Annotated in this window: 15 protein-coding genes; 9 read left to right on the top strand and 6 right to left on the bottom strand. The window is 65.3% G+C overall.

Annotated elements, in window-relative coordinates; genetic code table 11:
• Positions 1-5: 5 nt before the first annotated feature.
• On the bottom strand, positions 6-1,652 hold the full coding sequence (locus BAY61_RS28320) for a DNA repair helicase XPB (RefSeq protein WP_091803319.1): 1,647 nt from the start codon (positions 1,650-1,652) through the stop codon (positions 6-8).
• Positions 1,653-1,888: 236 nt separating this feature from the next.
• Here BAY61_RS28320 and BAY61_RS28315 point away from each other — a divergent pair, with 236 nt between their 5' ends.
• Positions 1,889-4,447 carry a sensor histidine kinase gene (locus tag BAY61_RS28315; protein WP_091803322.1) on the top strand — a complete coding sequence of 853 codons (2,559 nt, stop codon included), beginning with the start codon at positions 1,889-1,891 and terminating at the stop codon, positions 4,445-4,447.
• Positions 4,448-4,685: 238 nt separating this feature from the next.
• Here the strand turns inward: BAY61_RS28315 and BAY61_RS28310 are convergent, their stop codons facing one another.
• Complete coding sequence (locus BAY61_RS28310; protein WP_091803325.1) at positions 4,686-5,234, bottom strand: TetR/AcrR family transcriptional regulator; 549 nt, start codon at positions 5,232-5,234, stop codon at positions 4,686-4,688.
• Positions 5,235-5,320: 86 nt separating this feature from the next.
• On the opposite strand from BAY61_RS28310, the gene BAY61_RS28305 reads away from it, so the two are divergent.
• Positions 5,321-5,719 (top strand): nuclear transport factor 2 family protein, encoded by a 399-nt coding sequence (locus BAY61_RS28305; protein ID WP_091803328.1) that lies wholly within the window; start codon positions 5,321-5,323, stop codon positions 5,717-5,719.
• A 17-nt stretch (positions 5,720-5,736) separates the two neighbouring features.
• Positions 5,737-7,317: a benzoylformate decarboxylase gene (mdlC, locus tag BAY61_RS28300; protein ID WP_091803331.1), complete on the top strand. Its 1,581-nt coding sequence runs from the start codon at positions 5,737-5,739 to the stop codon at positions 7,315-7,317.
• Between the two features lie 357 nt (positions 7,318-7,674).
• On the opposite strand, the gene BAY61_RS28295 is transcribed toward mdlC, so the two are convergent.
• The 4 genes from BAY61_RS28295 to BAY61_RS28280 are packed head-to-tail and all read right to left on the bottom strand — an operon-like array spanning position 7,675 to position 11,295.
• Positions 7,675-8,628: an ABC transporter ATP-binding protein gene (locus BAY61_RS28295; protein WP_091803334.1), complete on the bottom strand. Its 954-nt coding sequence runs from the start codon at positions 8,626-8,628 to the stop codon at positions 7,675-7,677.
• 1 nt (position 8,629) lies between these two features.
• A complete protein-coding gene (locus tag BAY61_RS28290; protein ID WP_091803337.1) occupies positions 8,630-9,436 on the bottom strand; it encodes an ABC transporter permease in 807 nt (268 codons plus the stop codon).
• Between the two features lie 55 nt (positions 9,437-9,491).
• Positions 9,492-10,262, bottom strand: a complete 771-nt coding sequence (locus BAY61_RS28285) for an ABC transporter permease (RefSeq protein WP_091803339.1) — start codon at positions 10,260-10,262, stop codon at positions 9,492-9,494.
• Between the two features lie 4 nt (positions 10,263-10,266).
• Complete coding sequence (locus tag BAY61_RS28280; protein WP_091803342.1) at positions 10,267-11,295, bottom strand: ABC transporter substrate-binding protein; 1,029 nt, start codon at positions 11,293-11,295, stop codon at positions 10,267-10,269.
• 591 nt (positions 11,296-11,886) lie between these two features.
• On the opposite strand from BAY61_RS28280, the gene BAY61_RS28275 reads away from it, so the two are divergent.
• The 6 genes from BAY61_RS28275 to BAY61_RS34095 all read left to right on the top strand — a co-directional run bounded on the left by BAY61_RS28275 (position 11,887) and on the right by BAY61_RS34095 (position 18,455).
• Positions 11,887-14,958 (top strand): nitrate- and nitrite sensing domain-containing protein, encoded by a 3,072-nt coding sequence (locus BAY61_RS28275; protein WP_091803925.1) that lies wholly within the window; start codon positions 11,887-11,889, stop codon positions 14,956-14,958.
• 3 nt (positions 14,959-14,961) lie between these two features.
• On the top strand, positions 14,962-15,420 hold the full coding sequence (locus BAY61_RS28270; RefSeq protein WP_091803344.1) for a roadblock/LC7 domain-containing protein: 459 nt from the start codon (positions 14,962-14,964) through the stop codon (positions 15,418-15,420).
• Between the two features lie 78 nt (positions 15,421-15,498).
• Entirely contained in the window at positions 15,499-16,263 is a 765-nt protein-coding gene (locus BAY61_RS28265; protein ID WP_176879688.1) for a DUF742 domain-containing protein, read from the top strand.
• Positions 16,244-16,852 (top strand): GTP-binding protein, encoded by a 609-nt coding sequence (locus BAY61_RS28260; protein WP_091803351.1) that lies wholly within the window; start codon positions 16,244-16,246, stop codon positions 16,850-16,852. The genes BAY61_RS28265 and BAY61_RS28260 overlap by 20 nt, the downstream gene beginning before the upstream one ends.
• Positions 16,853-16,969: 117 nt before the next feature.
• Positions 16,970-17,389 (top strand): roadblock/LC7 domain-containing protein, encoded by a 420-nt coding sequence (locus tag BAY61_RS28255; protein ID WP_091803354.1) that lies wholly within the window; start codon positions 16,970-16,972, stop codon positions 17,387-17,389.
• The gene (locus BAY61_RS34095; RefSeq protein ID WP_420848784.1) at positions 17,382-18,455 is read left to right on the top strand and encodes a DUF742 domain-containing protein; all 1,074 of its coding nucleotides are present in this window, start codon (positions 17,382-17,384) and stop codon (positions 18,453-18,455) included. The genes BAY61_RS28255 and BAY61_RS34095 overlap by 8 nt, the downstream gene beginning before the upstream one ends.
• Positions 18,456-18,505: the final 50 nt, after the last annotated feature.

Here is an 18,505-nt window from a genome sequence, read left to right as displayed (position 1 = left end):
GAAGCTCAGAGCGGGCGCAGCAGGTCGTCGGCGTCGATGATGCGGTAGGCGTACCCCTGCTCCGCGAGGAAGCGTTGCCGGTGGGCCGCGTAATCGGTGTCGACGGTGTCCCTCGCGACAACTGAGTAGAAGTGCGCCTGGCGACCGTCCTCCTTGGGGCGAAGCAGCCTGCCGAGCCGCTGGGCCTCCTCCTGCCTCGAACCGAACGTGCCTGAGACCTGGATCGCGACAGTGGCCTCAGGAAGGTCGATCGAGAAGTTCGCGACCTTGGACACGACCAGTTTGTCGATCTCGCCCTTCCGGAAGGCGTCGAAAAGTGCCTCGCGCTCCTTGTTCTTCGTCGAACCCTGGATCACCGGAGCGTCCAGTTCGGCGCCGAGTTCCTCAAGCTGATCGAGGTAAGCGCCGATGACGAGCGTCGGTTCTCCCGCGTGCTTTTCGACGATCGACTTGATCACCGCGGTCTTCGTGTGCGCCGTCGCCGCGAGGCGGTAGCGCTCCTCGCTCTCCGCCGTGGCATAGGTGAGCCGTTCGCTGTCGGTGAGCGTGACCCTCACTTCGACGCATTCAGCCGGTGCGATCCAGCCCTGCGCCTCGATGTCCTTCCACGGAACGTCGTATCGCTTGGGGCCGATCAACGAGAACACGTCGCCCTCGCGGCCGTCCTCCCTGACGAGCGTCGCGGTGAGCCCGAGCCGCCTGCGCGATTGCAGGTCGGCAGTCATCCGGAACACCGGCGCGGGCAGGAGGTGCACCTCGTCGTACACGACGAGCCCCCAGTCGCGGGAGTCGAAGAGTTCGAGGTGCCGGTATTCACCCTTGGTGCGGCGGGTGATCACCTGATAGGTCGCGATGGTGACGGGCCTGATCTCCTTGCGCTCGCCGGAGTACTCGCCGATCTCCTCCTCGGTGAGCGAGGTCCTCGCGATCAGTTCCCGTTTCCACTGCCTTCCCGCGACCGTGTTGGTGACGAGTATCAATGTCGTCGCTTCGGCTTTGGCCATCGCGGCGGCGCCGACAAGCGTCTTGCCAGCCCCGCAAGGCAGGACCACGACACCCGAGCCGCCCGCCCAGAATGCCTGTGCCGCCTCGCGCTGGTAATTCCGCAGCTCCCAGCCGTCTTCATCGAGTGACATGGGATGCGCCTCGCCGTCGACGTAACCGGCAAGGTCCTCGGCCGGCCAGCCGATCTTGAGCAGCATCTGCTTGAGCCTGCCGCGTTCCGAGGGATGCACGATGACCGTGTCCTCGTCGATGCGTCCCCCGAGCATCGGGTTGATCTTCCTGTTGCGCAGCACCTCTTCGAGGACGGCGCGATCGGTCGTCGCCATGCAGAGCCCGTGAACGGGGCTGTTGTGGATTTGCAGTCTCCCGAATCGGCCCATGGTGTCGACGACGTCGATGAGCAGCGGCTGGGGAACGGGGAACCGCGAGTAGGTCGTGAGTGCGTCCACCACCTGCTCGGCATCGTGTCCGGCTGCTCGCGCGTTCCACAGTGCGAGTGGCGTCACGCGGTAGGTGTGGACGTGCTCAGGGGCGCGTTCCAGTTCCGCGAAGGGCGCGATCGCGATCCGGGCGTCCTCTGCCCGGTCGTGGTCGACCTCAAGGAGCACGGTCTTGTCCGACTGGACGATAAGGGGGCCATCACTCACGCCCTCCTTTATACGTTCTCCGTTCGCGAAAGTTCCCGCTCGCCGGGTGCTGGATCACGTGAAGCCGGCCGGATGGGAGCCGTTGGAGGTTAGGCCGGATGTACCAATACCATCGTCACCGAACCCGGCGGCACTCCTGGGCGTCTTCCGGTGGATGAAGGGTGTCGCTACCCTCCAATGGTTTCTCGGGGACGTGCCCTGACTGCGGATTGACAAGGTGGGACAGAGGAAGCCAGGTGACCCGTCGCGGCGAGCGTCCCCCTCTGGGTGACGCGGTGGATCCCAGGCGCTCGAAGGGGCGATGGCGCCTCAGGAATTGGCGGCTTCGCACCAGGCTGCTCGCCGTGTTGCTGATCCCGATGCTCGCGGTTGTCGTGCTGGTGGGATTGCGTGTCCGCTCCGATCTCGGGCGTGCGGGCGAGTTCACGGAGGGTGCGCAGCGAGCGAGGGTCGACACGGTCGCTGCCAACGTCGTGCACGAATTGCAGCGCGAACGCGACATGACTGTTCGGCATGTCGCGGGAGGGCGCCAGGACGGACTCGAAGAGCTGCGAGAACAGCGGGACAGGGCCGACGCGGCTGTCGGATCCTTCGAGCGCGAGTTCGTGGAACTGGAGCCGGACCTCTCCTCGGACGCGGTCGACACGTTTCAGCGCCAGGTGGACCGGCTCGGCGCTCTCGCAAGCCTGCGTAACGCGGGAGAGCGTTCGGGTTCGGCCTCGGAGATTCAGGATTCTTACAGCGAGCTGATATCGAGCCTGCTCGACCTCGGCGACCAGGCAGTTTCCAACAGCACGGACGACGAACTCGCGCGCACGAGGCTCGCGGTGAGCGCACTCGCCAAGGTCAAGAACCAGATGTCGGTGAAGAGAGCGCTCGTCGCCGAGACACTGGCCGCCGAAACACTTTCCGGTGAAAGGGAAAGGGCGCTTCTCGCGGCGGAGGCCGAACGGTCGGCCGCGCACAAGGATTTCATGAAGTTCGCCACACCCGAGCAGCAGCGGATGTACGGCGCCACCGTCGACGGTGCGGTGGTCGACGCGGCCGACCGCGTCGTGGACGCTGTCCTCGCCTCCACCGAGGACGAGGAGCGGCTGACGGCGCTTGACCCACGCGAGTGGGACATCTCCGTCACGTACACGGTCGATCTGGTGAAGCTCGTTCAGGACGCCTTGCACGCACAACTCCAGGAACGTTCGGACACCCTGGCCGCCGACGGGCGGCGGTCGGCAATAACGGATGCCGGGATCGTGGTCGGGGTGCTGCTCGTGGCCACCGTGCTGGCCGTGCTCATCGCGCGCTCGCTGCTCAAGCCGCTGCGGGTGCTCAGACGTACCGCGCTCGACGTCGCCGAACACCGCCTGCCTGCCGCGGTACAGGGCATCCTCGCCGATCCCGATCCCAGACCGGAGAGCCCGCATTTCCGCGGTGTCGCCCCCGTTCCGGTGTTCAGCAGGGAGGAACTGGGCCAGGTCGCGAGAGCCTTCGACGCCGTGCACGGCCAGGCCGTGAAGCTGGCCGGCGAGCAGGCGCTGCTGAGGGAGAACGTCAACTCGATGTTCGTGAACCTCTCGCGGCGAAGTCAGGATCTCGTGGAGCGGCAACTCTCCGTTCTGGACAGGATGGAGGAGCACGAGCAGGATCCCGACATCCTCAGCGGACTGTTCGAACTGGACCATCTCGCGACCCGCATGCGCCGCAACAGCGAGAACCTGCTCGTGCTCGCGGGTCAGGACGCCGGAAGGCCACTGCCGGGCGCGGTACCGGCCGACGAGGTCGTCGGCGCCGCGCTTTCCGAGGTCGAGCACTATCCCCGGATCAAGATCGCGGCGACGCCTCGGCTTTCGGTGAGAGGTGAGGTCGTCGGCGACCTCGTCCATGTCATCTCCGAGCTGTTCGAGAACGCGACCGCGTACTCGGGCAAGGAAAGCCCGGTTTCGGTGGTCAGTTCCGTGACGCAGGACGACGAATGGCGCATCGACATCATCGATCGCGGAGCCGGAATGCCGGACGCCGAGATCAGGAGGACGAATGCGAGGTTGGCCGAGCCTCCGGCCGTCGACGTCGAGGTCTCCCGGCGCATGGGGCTTTTCGTCGTAGCGAGGCTGGCGCAGCGGCACGGCATCCGGGTGTGGCTCTCCTCGGCCGACATCAGGGGCATGACGGCGACCGTCGTCGTGCCGGCCGGGCTGATCGAGTTCGGTGATCCCGTGCCGGTTCAGTCAGAACCCGCGCCGGGGCAGACTGTCGAATCAGGTGGCTTGGACGAGCTCGATGCGCTCGACGAGTTGGCTGAGCTGGACGAGTTCACCCAGCCTGGCCCACCGAATGAACCGCGTGAAGTCGCCGCGGCCGGCGGGTCCGTTTTCGATGAGCAGCCTCTCTTCGAGAACGAGCAGCTTCCGGAGACGGACCACGTCGGCTACGAGGAAGCCGAGTCGGGAGCCGACGCGTGGTTCTGGCCGGAAGTGCCGCCGAGGGCAGCCGCGTGGTGGTCGGAGGCACCCCAATGGCCGACGCAGGACGACAACGAGCAGTTCTCCCTGGAAGACGATGCTCCGACCGACCGGATGCCCGCGTACGAGGCCGTGCTCTCCCAGTGGTTCAGGGAAGGTGAGGAACCGCGCGCGGAGGACGTCGAATGGCCGACCGAGGACGACGAGGCTCCCGTTGCGGATCAGGTCGCCGATCCGGTAACCAGCCCTCCGGTCGGCAGGACGCCTGATGAGGTCCGCTCGCGAATGGCCAGCTTCCAGGACGGGATGGAGCGCGGAAGGCACGCGCGAGTCGACTAGTTCGAGTCCCGCGCTGGGGTGCGAGTTCCGCGTCGATGTTGGCCGAACCGGTATTGCGGAGTGGGCGAATTTCCGTGGTGCGGTACGCGGGATCCGGGGCCTGCGTGCGCGAGGCATTCCTGAGGTCGGCTCCGTGTCGGACCCGATGGATTGGTGGCGCCACCCTGCGCTTGAACGTGGAACTCGCTGCCCTGAATGCAGAAGTCGCCGTCGTGAGCGGGGGACTCGCGGATGGTTGTCAGGGGCGGAGACCGTCGAGGAACACGTTGAGCGTCCTGGCTCGCATGCTGATGTCGATGACGGCCGCCGAAGCCTGCGACGCACCGATCAGCAACGCGATGGCCTCGTCGACCCCGATGTCGCCGCGAACACCGCCCGCCTCCTGAGCTTTCGCGAGCAGGATGGCGATCGCTCCGCGGACCTCGTCGCGCACCGGCGCGATCGCGTCGTCGACGTCGATGCCGGCGGCGGTGAGTGCTTCGCCGAGCGCTTGTTTCGTGCGCGAGTTGCCGATGAGCTTCGTGAACAGTTCGTGGAATGCTTCCGCTGGATCCTCGCTGGTCGCCATGGCTGCTGCCTCGCTGCCGACCTGGCGAAGACGCTCTTGGAACACCGCGGCCAGCAGCCCCTCCTTGGTGGGGAAGTGCCTGAACACCGTGCCGATGCCGACGCCGGCGCGCCTGGCGACCTCGTCAGTGGGTGCGTCGGTGCCGAGTTCGGCGAAGACTTCGTCTGCTGCGGCGAGGACCTTCGTGCGATTGCGTACCGCGTCAGCCCGGGGGCTCATACTCTTCTCCTTGACAAGCGGAGTAGACGCTCCGTATCGTTCAAAGAACCGGAGTTGACACTCCGATACTAGTGAGGGAGAGGTCCATGGTCTACGCGAGTCCTCGTTTCGTGCTCGAAGAGCAGCTCCGTTGCGTGGCGGGCAAGGAGTGGGAGGCGGTGCTCGGCCTGTATGCCGACGATGCTGTTGTCGAGCAACCGTTCGCGAGACCGCATGAGTTGCGACTGGAAGGAAAGGAGGCCATCAAAGAACATTTCGTCCGGACCGACGCTCTTCCCATTGACATCGAGGTGCGGAACCTGGTTGTGCACGAGAGCTCGGATCCCGAGGTGATCATTGCCGAGTGCGACTACCGGGTCGTTGCGGGCGCGACAAGCAAGGAGTCCGTTGTGCACAACATCTTCGTGGTCTGTGTGCGAGACGGAAAGATCGCGTGGTCGCGGGACTATCACGATATGACCGCGCTGGGTGATGCCATGGCGTGACCAGCTAGCGTGAGGTTGTGGGAACCGTACGCGATGTCACCCGTGAACTGTTGCGAGAATGGGGTTTGACCACGGTCTTCGGTAATCCGGGGACTACGGAGATCCCGTTCCTCACCGACTGGCCCTCCGATTTCCGTTATGTCCTCGGGCTTCAGGAATCCGTCGTGGTCGCGATGGCCGACGGCTACGCTCAGGCCGCGCGCCGTCCGGCTGTGGTGAACCTGCATTCGGCGGGAGGTGTCGGGCACGCTCTCGGGAGTGTCTTCACCGCTTACCGGAACCGCAGCCCGCTCATCATCCTCGCAGGGCAACAAACTCGTTCGCTCCTACCGGAAGATCCGTTTCTCGGGGCTACGGATGCGGCGGTCTTTCCGCAGCCTTACGTGAAATGGAGTTGTGAACCGGCGCGGGCCGAGGATGTACCAGCCGCGCTCTCACGCGCATATCACGTCGCGACCCAACCGCCGTACGGTCCGGTGTTCGTGTCGGTGCCCGCCGACGACTGGGACGTCGAGACGGCGCCGATCACGGCGCGGCCACGAATTCCCGGCTTCGCGGCGGATCCGGATGTGCTGGCCGAACTGGTGTCCGCGATTGATGCTGCCGTGGCACCGGCGATCGTGGTCGGCTCCGCTGTCGATCAGGATGGCGTGGTGGACGAGGTTATTGCGCTTGCCGAGCGGACAAGGGCTGCGGTCTACGAGAGTCCGATGTCGTCCCGCTGTTCGTTCCCAGAGGATCACCCGTCGTTCCTTGGGTTCCTCGTTCCCGAACGAATTGCCCTGAGTGAAACTCTGTCCTCGCACGACCTCGTGATCGTACTGGGTGCGCCGGCGTTCACCTACCACGTCTATCGGGGTGAGGCGGAGACCGCCCTGCCACCGATGTATGTGGTGAGCGACGACGAGCAAGTGCTGGCGAGAGCCCCTCAGGGGATCGGAGTCCGGGCGACGGTGGGGCTAGCGGTGCGGGCACTGGTCGAGCGGGCTGGCGCCGTGACTCGGCCGTCGCCTCGCGCGCTTGTTCGGCCACCACAACCGGCCGAGTCGACTCCCGTTTCCGGTAGCTACGTCTACAGTGTGCTCGCCGAAATGCTGCCGGATGATGCCGTCGTGGTGGAAGAAGCACCAAGTCACCGGAACGCCCTGCATGATCACTTGCCGATCAGGTCCTGCGACATGGGCTTCCTTGCCGGGGCGAGCGGCACACTCGGTTACGCCTTGCCGGCGGCGATCGGTGTCGGTATCGCTCGTCCCGAGCGCAAAGTCGTCGCGGTGCTCGGTGATGGTTCGAGCATGTACAGCATCCAGGCATTGTGGACGGCGGTGACGGAACAGGTGCCGGTGACCTTTGTCGTGCTGGACAACTCGCAATACGCGGCGGTGCGCATCCTCGGTGAGGCCATGGGTGGCGCCAAGCTGCCGGGGGTCGACCTCGGTGGCATCGATTTCGTCGCGCTCGCGAACGGCATGGGATGCGCGACTTACCAAGCCGAGCAACCCGCCGAGCTGAAGGCCGCGTTTGCCGCCGCCTTCGCCGATCTCCGGCCGAATCTGGTTCATGTCCGGGTGGACCCGAGTCCGGAGAAGATCTACTGACCTTTGGAACTGAGCAAGGGAGCCTTACTGACGTTACTTGTTAGTAAGGCTCCCTTGCTGTCGTCGGGCTTCGGGTGAGCTGGGGAGGAAAGCGCTCGGGCGCGCTGTGTGGGGCGGGGAACAGGTCCGGCTTCGCGCGGGCGAAGGTTGTCGCTCCGCTGCCCGTGAGGAGTATGTGTTGGATCTGGCGTGCTCCGGTAGCCGTCCTTGCTGGGTGTCACCCAGCAAGGACGCCCTCGCGACGTGTGTCGGCGTGGACAACCGCGATCGCCTGCCAGCAGGGTGAAAACGCGCTGGCAACGCGCGCTGCCGGCGCCGACCGGCGAACTACCGAGCCTGCTCGGCCCGCACCGCGGTTCAGTGCGAGTTGGATGCCTCGGTCCGCGTTTCGTTGTCGTTCTCCCCAACAGCGGCTTCGCTCGAACTTTCGGCCTTCTCCGCCGCCTCGGACTCGGCGATGTCCGCCGCGGCCGCGCTCGCCTCAGCCGAAGCCGAGACAGTCGAAGCTGCAACCCCCGAAACAGCCGAAGCCGCCGAGGAACCCGGAGGGCTGTGCAGCAGCCTCGCCACCTCACTGCGCATCGTCACGAACGCGAACGACTCGCGGGTCGAGATCTGCTCCCGCTCCGGGGGCAGATCGACAGGAAGGTCCGCCACGATGGAGGCGGGCGACTTCGACAGCACGAGCACCCGGTCACCGAGGTAGACGCTCTCGTCGATGTCATGCGTGACCAACAGGATCGTGCTGCCGTTGCGGAGCTGAACTTGCCTGAGCAGGTCTTCGAGGTCGAACCGGGTTTGTGCGTCGACCGACGCGAACGGCTCATCCATCAGCAGCAACGCGGGACGCCGCGCGAGCGCCCTCGCGATCGAGACTCGCTGCTGCATACCGCCGGACAACTGCCACGGATACTTGTTGCTCACGCCGGGCAAGCCGACCCACTCCAGTGCTTCCAGCGCTCGTTCCTTGCGCTCCGCTCGGGACATCTTCTTCCACCGCAACGGGAACTCGACGTTCTGTCGCACCGACAACCATGGAAAAAGCGACCTGCTGTAGTCCTGGAACACGACGGCGAGGTCTTCGGGAACACCGTCCACCTTGTCGCCGTGCAGCTTCACCTCACCACCGGTGGGCGTGATCAACCCCGAGATGCAGCGCAGAAGTGTCGACTTACCGCAACCCGAAGGGCCGACGATGCACGCCAGCTGCCCGGTTTCCACGGTGAACGACAGGTCGTTCACCGCGACATGCGCGCCCTCTCCACCGCCGTAGCGGTGGTTGAGCCCGTTCACCTCCAGCATCGTTGACATATCAAGCTCCTGTTTTGACGTTCGCGTCACCGCGGGTGGGCTGCCAGCCGAGCACCCTGCGCTCGACCATGAGTAGAAGTGCGTTGAGCCCGTATCCCAGAACACCCAGCAACACGATCCACGACCACATCAGCTCGAAGTCGTACTGCTGTTGCGAGAAGATGAGCTGGAAGCCGATGCCGTCGGTGACACCGACCATCTCCGAGACGACCATGAGGATCAAGGCGAGCGAGAGGCTGAGCCGCAGTCCCGCGAAGATCTTCGGCATTGCCGCGGGCAGTACGACCATCGAGATCCAGTAGGACGTCGGTGTGCGGAACGACCGCGCCGTCTCCCGCTGCGTGTTGCTCACCGAACGCACGCCGTCGACGGTGTTGAGCAGGATCGGCCACACCGAGCCGAAGATGATGGTCGCCAGTTTCATCCCGGTTCCCATGCTGAACAGCACGAGGAACACGGGGATGAGAGTCGGCGGCGGGATGGCCCTCATGAAGGCGAAGAGCGGGCCGACGTACTCCATCCCGGTCTTCGACCGGCCGAGCGCGACACCGATCCCCACACCAAGCACGACCGCGAGGGCCCAGCCGCCGAACATCCTGCTGAGACTCGGCAGGATGTCGTCGAACACGCTGTCGGTGAGGAACAGTTGCGAACTTGGCCCCGTGAACCACAATTCGCCCGCTGTGGCGAGGATCTTGGTGGGAGGGGGGAAGAAGTTGTCGTCCGCGAGCCTGGTGACCAGTTCCCACACCGCGACGGCGCCGAGGAACAGTGCCCATCGTTGAACGAATTCGGTGACCGACTTCATGCCACTCACCGACCTTCCGTGAGGACTCGAACTGCGGGGATTTCCCGGTTGTGAGTCATGCGGCCTCCGTCGTGGTCGCTGTGTGCCAGCGGAACAGGCGGTTGCCCAATCGTTCGAGCCCTTCGTTGATCAGGTAGCCGAGCAATCCCGCGACCACGGTCCCCGCGAGTACGAGGTCCATCCGTCCACCGCCGGAACTGGCTTCGAGAATGAACTTCCCGATGCCGGTGGCCGCTCCCGCGATGAACTCGGTGCTCACCACCAGAATGAGTGCGACGGCTGAGGACATCCGGATGCCGGTGAAGACGAACGGGGCCGCGTGCGGCAATGCGACCGAAGCCAGCACTCTGCCCTTCTTTGCCCCGCAGGACTTGGCCGTGTCCAGCAACAACGGGTCGATCTCGGCGAACGCGTAGATCGTGTTGTAGAGGATGGGCCAGATCGACGCGTAGATCGCCAGTGCGATCTTCGACTCCGGTCCGCCGCCGACGACGAGGATCGCGAGCGGGATCAGCGCGACGGAAGGGATGGGTCTGAGGAACTCGACGATCGCCGTCGTCGCCTTCCTGAGCCCGGGAAGACTGCCGAGCAGCAAACCGGCCGGAACCGCGATGGCGATCGCCACGAGCATCGCGATGGCCCAGGCGAGCAGGGTCGCGATGACGTCGCGGAGGAACGGCTCCTGGCCGAGTAGTTCGATGGTCCGCCCCAGCACGACGCTCGCGGGCGGGAGGTCTTGCTCGTTGACCAGGCCGAGCCTGACCACGGCTTCCCAGATAACCAGGAACGCGGCCAGGCCGACCAGGTTGCGAAAGATCGGTCGCACGTTGTCAGGTGGTCGCCGGCTGGACGATCATCGACGCCGCGTCGATCTTCTCGGGGATGATGCCGAACTCGACCATCAGGTCAGGAACACGCTGGATCCTCGACGCATCCAAAGTGGACTGGAACTTGGGCATCTTGACCAATGACACGGTGTCCTTCTGTACCTTGGCGTAATCGACCACGAGCGGCTCGATCGTGCTGCGGTCCTGGGCGTCGTCCGTCGCCTTCTTCATTGCGCGCTGGAAGGCCGCGACCGTGTTGGGGTTCTCCTCGGTGAACTTCGCGGTCGACGCGTATCCGGCGAGCGGGAAGTCCTTTGTGGGACCGGTCGCCGCGTCGATGATCGGAACGGCGCCTGCCGTTTCCGATGCCGCCGTCAGGTAGGGCTCGATCAGGAGCCCGGCGTCGGCATCCCCACGCGAGAGCGTGCCCGCGATGTCAGGGAAGGAAACGGGAACCCAGTCGACGTTGTTGTAGTCGAGGCCCTGGGTCTTCATGACGGACTTGACGAGTGCGTCCGAAATGGTGTTCAGCGCTGAGACCGCGATGGTCTTGCCTTCGAGGTCCTTGACGGTCTTCACCGACGAGTTGGGCATCGTGACGATCTGGATCGCGTCCGGCGTGGTGGACACCGCGTCCGCGACGAACTTGAGATCGGCGGCTTCTTTGCTCTGCGCCACGAAGAAGGGCACATAGCTGGAGAAGGCGATTTCGGCGTCGCCGCCGATCATCTTGGTCAGCGCGGCCTGGCCACTCGCGGCCTGGTCGATGGTGACGTTGAGGCCCTCTTCCTTGAAGTAGCCGTTTTTTATCGCAAGATGCAGCGGGGCGACGTCGATGGCCGGTAGCGTTGACACAGTGATGTCGGCGGTCTCGACAGAACCGTTGCCTCCGGAGGGAGTTGAGGGTTCATCCTCGCCCCCGAGCAGGCCACAGCCGCTGACCGAGGCCAGCAGCCCGGCGCTGGCGATGAGCGTGACCAGCCGTGCGCGTCTCCGCGGTCGGCTTGCGGGGGTAATACCGTGTCGAAGCAATGCCACTCCTGAGGTATCTGGCACATGAGCCGTACTTGGGTAGATGAGGCCGACTGAGTGTGACGCCGCCCCGGACTCAGCAAGCCAGGGTTACTGTAGAGATTTCACGGCGTCATCACAATGCGTACCTGTGTGGAGCCTCCGTGTACGTCGTGCCACTCGTTTGGGTGGTTAGAAGTGTGGTCTAATTAACTCTTGGTTCACATCTGTGGGGTAAAAGGGCGTTGGCAAGCCCGCAGTGCGGCGGTCAATTGCTGTTATCTGACCTGTGAGGGTTACATCCTCACGCGGTCTTCGCTACCTTCTGTATCTCCCATGCGGTATCGGCCACCCAAGTAGTGACGAGAGAGTGACTGAATGGCGGAGTTGGCGTCTACCCTGCCTGCACCTGGGGGTGCTCGTCAGGTTGGCCTGGACCACATGGCGGTACTGCACTACAACGATTTGATCGGTGTGGTGGCACGACGCGACGCCTCCGTGAAACCCCCAACAGGGTGAGGGTTGGCGGGCTGATGTGCGCGGAACGTGCGGGAAGTGCTCGGCCGGCAGGCCGGCTTCGGATCCGGCTCGAAGAACGATGGTGGTAAAGCGGTGCCGAATACAGATACCGCGGCCGTAGAAGGGCGACCCCCCGCGCAGGAGCGTGCTGACGCCCAGCAGGTGGCCGAGCCGAGCGGCGCGCGGTGGAAGCTGAGTAACTGGCCGCTTCGCTGGAAGCTCGCGGCGGTGTTGATCATCCCACTGGTCACCGCGCTGACTTTTGGCAGCCTGCGTGCACTCAGCGAGGCCAATCAGGCCGGCGAGTTCCAGCGAACCGTCGAGCAGGTCGATGTCGCTTCGAAGGTGACGGCGGTCGTACAAGCGGTGCAGAGCGAGCGCACGCTAGCCATGGCGCGCATGGCCAATGGCTCGGCCAACCGGGCAGCCCTCGACGAGCAGATCGGCAGGGTCGACGGCACCGTCGGCGATTTGCGTTCGTCGGTCGACGAGCTCGACCCCGAGGACGCGAGCGCCGCCAGCTACACCCAGGTACTACAGCGTCTCGACGCGCTGGGGCCGCTTCGCGACAAGATCAGCCGCACCGCTTTCCCGGATATGTCCGCTTTTGTGACATATACCTCAATTTTGGATTCGCTGGTGCAGCTCGGTCGTGAGGTGAACCTTTCGGTCACCGACAGGGAATTGCTGAGGCAGGGCACCGCGCTACAGGCGCTGAGCGAGGCCAAAGAGTTCGTGGCGAGGCAAAACGCCTCCCTGCAGATCGCGGCAGGCCGCAACGCCTTCCCCGCCGACCTTCTCGAACGTACCTTCGCCGCCCAGGCCAGCGCGAGTGCGTCGGTCGACGCGTTCAACGCCAACGCAACCCTGCGAGAGCAGCAGATCTTCGCCGACACCGTCGCCGGTGCCGAGGTCGACAACAGGGAGCGGATCGAGGCGATCGCCTTCGCCAACGCGTCGAGCGGTGTTCCGCTCGACATCGACGTGCGTGCCCTGACCTCGGACGGCAACGCGACCGTCGACAAGATGCGCCAGGTCGAGAGCACCCTGCTCGACAACCTGAGGACTCAGGCGGTCGCGCTCTCCGATGGTGCGACACAGGCCGCGTGGGTGTTCTTCGGGATCATGCTCGCCGCGCTCGTCGCCACGCTCGCGCTGATGCTGGTCATCGCCCGTGCCTTGCTGAAGCCGCTGCGCACGCTGCGGTCCAGCGCGCTCGAAGTCGCCTACGTCCGGCTCCCGGAGACCGTGCGCAGGATTCTCGCCGACCCGAACCCGATCGAGGCTTCCCGCAACGCGGTCGCTCCCGTCCCGGTGTTCAGCCGCGAGGAGATTGGTGAAGTCGCGCGGTCGTTCGACGTTGTTCACGAGCGGGCCATCCGGATGGCGGCCGAACAGGCGCTGTTGCGAGAGAACGTCAACGGCATCTTCGTCAACCTCTCCAGGCGCAGCCAGCGACTGGTGGAACGGCAGCTGGGTGTCATCGACCGGCTTGAGGCCGACGAGCAGGATCCGGACCAGCTCGCGAGCCTTTTCGAACTCGACCACCTCGCGACCCGGTTGCGGCGCAATGGCGAGAGTCTGCTGGTGCTCTCCGGCGCCGGTCTCGCGAAGTCGATGTCCAAGCCGGTGCCTGCCGCCGACGTCATCGGTGCGGCGGTTTCCGAGATCGAGCAGTACGCGAGGGTCGAGGTCGGCTCAGTTCCCGAGGTCGCGGTGCACGGCAGAGCGGTGCACGACCTCGTGCACGTCATGGCGGAATTGCTCGACAACGCCACCTATTTCTCCGAGCCGGAAACCAAGATCAGCGTGCGTGCGGTGGTGACGAGGCGGCAAGCACTCGCCGTCCAGATCACCGACCGGGGCGTCGGTATGACGGAAGACCAGCTCAACGAGGCCAACGAACGACTGGCCGACCCGCCGGACCTCGACGTTTCGGTGACGAGGCGAATGGGTCTCTACGTGGTCGCCCGGCTCGCGAAGCGGCACGGTATCGAGGTGCGGCTGAGGGAGAACGAGGACATCGAGGGCGGCGTGATCGCCCGTATCGTCGTACCGGCCGAGCTGCTGACGGCTCAGCCGCTCGGTGGCATTTCGACGATGGGGCCGAATCCGTTCGAAGGACTGAGTGACGAGGCGTACGAAGACCTCGCCTCCTCCTCGATGCCTTCACTGCCTTCACGTTCGTCGGTTCCCACACAGGCAGCGTCGTCCTCGTCGTCGACTCAGTCTTCGCATCCTTCGCTGCCGCCGATCCCGGCGTTCGCGGATGAACCGAGAACGACGAAGCTGCCGCCGACGCCGCCTGCCCCCGCGGCGCCCCCTGCCGCTCCGGCACCACAGGGGCAGGCAGACAACGGCCTGACGCCGCTCGCCCAGCCGATCAGCCTCGACGACCTCGTCGGCGGATCGACAAGGGCGGCCGGACCGTTCCGCAGTTCGGCCTCAGCGCAGCCACCCGCCGCACAACCACGCGAGGAACCGGAGTGGCCGGTGGAATCGCCGGAACCGGAGACCAACGGCAGAGCAGGCGACGACTACCCGCTCGCGCTACCCAAGCGTGAGCCCCGGTACGTGCCGGTGGTGCCCGAACGGCCGGTGGAGCCGGAACCGGCGGGCGGCGATGGCAGCGCGCTCGACGACGATGTGCCCACCAGGCGCCTGCCGATCTATCAGTCCGTACTCTCGCGCTGGTTCAGTGAGGAAGCTGAGGCAGCGCTTGAGCCGGACGAGCAGCAGGGGGAGGTACGGCAGATGGAGGAACCGAGCGGGATCGCGGAGAGCGGCAGCGACGACGACGATGACGATTGGCGCAGTGTCTCTGACAGCGGTTGGCAGGCGGCACACGCGCTACTTGAGTCGAAGAGTGAGGAAACCACCGAGGCAGGTCTGCCCAAGCGCGTGCCCAACGCATACTTGGTTCCTGGCTCTATCCGGTCGAGTGAGGGTGGCGCGTTCACCGACACCACGGTCGGCAAGCCGGGACAGGGCGCGATCGCCAGGTCGGCTGATGCGGCACGTAACCGCATGATGAGCTTCCAGCGTGGCTACCAGAGTGGTCGTCACGCGCTCAAGGAACAGCCGCCGGATGATCGTGCGGAGTTCGATTCTGTTACGTCGAGCGGATTGGCTGATCGATCCCTCGACAACGGGGCGAAGGAGTAAGAGTTGACACGGGCGGGTTCAGCGCAGCCGGGTGCGCCGAAGCAAGGCAACTCCGGTCAGAAGGGGAGTTTTGCCTGGCTCATCACGGACTTCGTGCACCGAGTGCCTGGCGCGGCACATGCCGTCGTCGTCTCGGCCGATGGTCTGTTGCTCGCGGCATCTCGCGGGTTGCCGAAGGACAGAGCCGACCAGCTTGCCGCTGTCGCCTCTGGTCTGACGAGCCTTGCCCGAGGTGCGGCGCAGGTGTTCGAGGGCGGAGCGGTGGCGCAAACCGTGGTCGAGATGGCCAACGGTTTCTTGTTCCTCATGTCGGTTTCCGACGGGTCTTGCCTTGCTGTGCTTGGCTCACCGGACAGCGATATCGGGCTGGTCGTATACGAGATGACCTTGCTGGTCGAGAGAGTCGGCCAACAGATGACACCGGAGCTTCGCGCCCAATTGCAGGGCGCGGCGCGGCGGTGAGACCGGCTGGGGTCAATGCGTGTGTGGGGACGCGGCGGCACCGGCACAGTCCAGTGAGAGAGCACTGAGGAGACTGCCGTGGATTCCGGGCACTCGCGAGGTGACCGATGGCTCGACAGAGATCGGTCACCCGGGCGCTGGCCAAACGAGTCGGACAACGACATGGCCTACCACGACCGTGACGACCGCGATTGGCGGCCTGGCCGGTCAGAACGGCCGGAACCAGACCGGTCGCTCGACACCGGCGAATGGCTGCGGTCGCTGGACGAGGAGGCGCGCGGGCCATCGGACTTCGACGTCTCCGAGTACCGGCAGCGGTTGCTCGGCGGTCCGGGAGCCGAGTTGTACGGAATGGGCGGCGGCGGTATGCACGACGCCGACTCCGCGGCCGCGTTCACCGCGTTCGCGGAGCGCTCGCTCGACGGAGGAGGCCCCCCTTCGCAGGATCTGGTCCCCTCGCCCGTTCCGAGGCAGGCCAACGCCGACGCCGAGGCTCCGGTGGAGAGTTCGGGGCTCGTGCGGCCGTACTTCCGGACGAGAGGAAGGACGAAACCGGACCGCGACCTCGCTCTGGAAGCGCTGGTCTCGACGAGCGAGCGGGGGCGGCAGCTTGAACGAGTCAGGGTCCCCGAGCATCGGTCGATTTGCGGGCTTTGCCTCGACACCCGGTCTGTAGCCGAGGTCGCCGCGTTGCTGCGGCTACCACTCGGTGTCGTGCGTGTCCTGGTTGGTGACGTTGCCGGTCTCGGGCTCGTGCTCGTGCACTCCGCGACCTCCATGGTGGGAGACCGGCCCAGTATCGAGTTCATGGAAAGGGTGCTCAGTGGGCTTCGGAGAATTTGACTCCGACGCGAACATGTCGGCAGCGGCGGGCCCGACCTCGTCGGCCAAGATCGTGGTTGCCGGCGGATTCGGTGTCGGCAAGACCACGATGGTCGGAGCGGTGTCCGAAATCGCCCCGTTGACGACGGAAGCGTCCATGACCGAGGCGAGTGTCTCGGTAGACGACATCTCCGCGACACCGAATAAGATGACGACGACGGTCGCGATGGACTTCGGGCGTATCTCGCTGGATTCCGACCTCGTCCTCTACGTGTTCGGTACCCCGGGCCAGCATCGGTTCTGGTTCATGTGGGACGACCTCGCTCTCGGCGCGATCGGTGCCGTCGTATTGCTGGACACGCGCAGGCTCGCCGACGCGTTTCCCTCGATCGACTTCTTCGAGAACCGCAAACTTCCTTACGTCGTGGCGATCAACTGCTTCGATCGGTTGCTGCACCACCAGATCGAGGACGTGCGGCACGCGCTGACGATCTCGCCATCGGTGCCGATCATGGCGTGCGACGCGAGGGACAGGGAATCGGCGAAGCAGGTGCTGATTTCCGTTGTACAGCACGCCATCCAGCACGACAGCGCGCTGCAAGCGGGCTGAGCGGGACCGTACTCGCGCGCACCCGCCGCGGTTAAGGGGGAGTTGCCCCACCGTGGTTTGACCGTGCTAATAGTCTGACCGTCGAGGCGGGTGTGTGCGCGGACGCGAGGAGATACGGTGACGGCTTCGGCTCAGCAGGGTAGCTTCGGCTGGCTCATCACTGACTTCGTTCGCAGGGTGCCCGGAGCGGCGCATGCGGTCGTCGTCTCCGCCGACGGGCTCTTGCTCGCGGGCTCGGAAGGGCTGCCACAGGAACGTGCGGAACAATTGTCGGCGGTTGCTTCCGGCCTTGTCTCGCTCACACTCGGAGCAGCCAGGTGTTTCGAGGCCGGCGACGTCAATCAGACTGTCGTGGAGATGGACAGGGGCTATCTGTTCCTGATGTCGATCAGCGATGGTTCGTGTCTCGCGGTGCTTGCCGCGCCGACCTCCGACATCGGCACGGTGGCCTATGAGATGACGTTGCTTGTGGAACGGGTTGGGCAGCAGATGACTCCTGAGATGCGGTCGCAGCTACAGGGCGGCATGCGTGGATAACGCTGTGGACGAATGGGAAGCACTGCATCAGGGCACAGGCAGAGAGACTTTTGATTCGCCTGGCAGATTCGATCTCGGCAGTGTGCCCGCGTTGGCGCGAAGGCAGTCCGTCCGCCAGGACAAGCGGCATCCAGCGGCCCAGCCGACGGACCGGGTTCGCCGTGCTCAACAGGAGCCGGCGCACAAGGAACGGCCTGCCGTGCGGCATCAGCCCCAGCAGGCGCGGCAGCCGAGACAGCAACGGCAGCAGGGCAGGGCGAAACACCGGCGGCCCGAACAGGACCAGCCGTTCGAACAGTGGGAGCCGGGGCACGAGCAAACCGCATCGGCGTTGCGGCAACCGGTGGCAGAGTCACAGGCGCCCTCGGCATCGCGATCTTTGCCGGGATCGCAGCCGGATGGGCGCGAGATCTGGCCCGGCGATGTCGAGGCGAATGAATTCGAGCGGTATCCGGAACAGCCGACGACGCCGAGGTTCGAGTCGGCCGTGTTGTCGGAACACGGGCGATTCGACCCGTGGGAAGCCGAGCCGAGGCGGGTAGCGCGAGAACCGGAATGGAAACAGGCCCCGTTTTCCGAGCGAGAGCAGCACCTTCCGGCTGGCGGTCACGAGCTGTTCGGACAACCGGCAGGGCATGTCGAACCCGGCAGGGGATTCGCGCGGCAGGGCGGACCTGCCGAGCCTGAGCCGCACGATGCCGAGCAGCAGGAGCCGCCGAGGTTCGAGCACAGGTCGCTGGTACGTCCCTATGCGCGAACGGGTGGGCGCACCCGGCCCGCGCAGGAGCTGAACCTCGACACCCTCGTCTCGACGAGTGCGTCGGGACGGCGGTACGAAGCGGCCGAGACACCGGAGAAGCAGTTCATCTGCGACCTGTGCGTCGAGGTGCGCTCGATTGCCGAGATCGCCGCGTACGCGAGGCTTCCGCTTGGCGTGGTGAAGGTGATCGTCGACGATCTCGCCCGCGCCGGCGCCGTCGACATCCATCAGACCGGCTTCGTGCTCACCGATCGCTCCTCCCAGGACTTCATGTCCCGCATCCTCGACGGCCTGCGAGCCCTGTGAGCCGGTAACGGCAGCAAGGGAGCCTTACTAACGGGTAACGGCAGCAAAGC

The sequence above is a fragment of the Prauserella marina genome (assembly GCF_002240355.1).
Lineage (GTDB): Bacteria > Actinomycetota > Actinomycetes > Mycobacteriales > Pseudonocardiaceae > Prauserella_A > Prauserella_A marina.
Note: the sequence above shows the minus strand (reverse complement) of the source record. Positions and strands in the feature narration are given on the sequence as shown.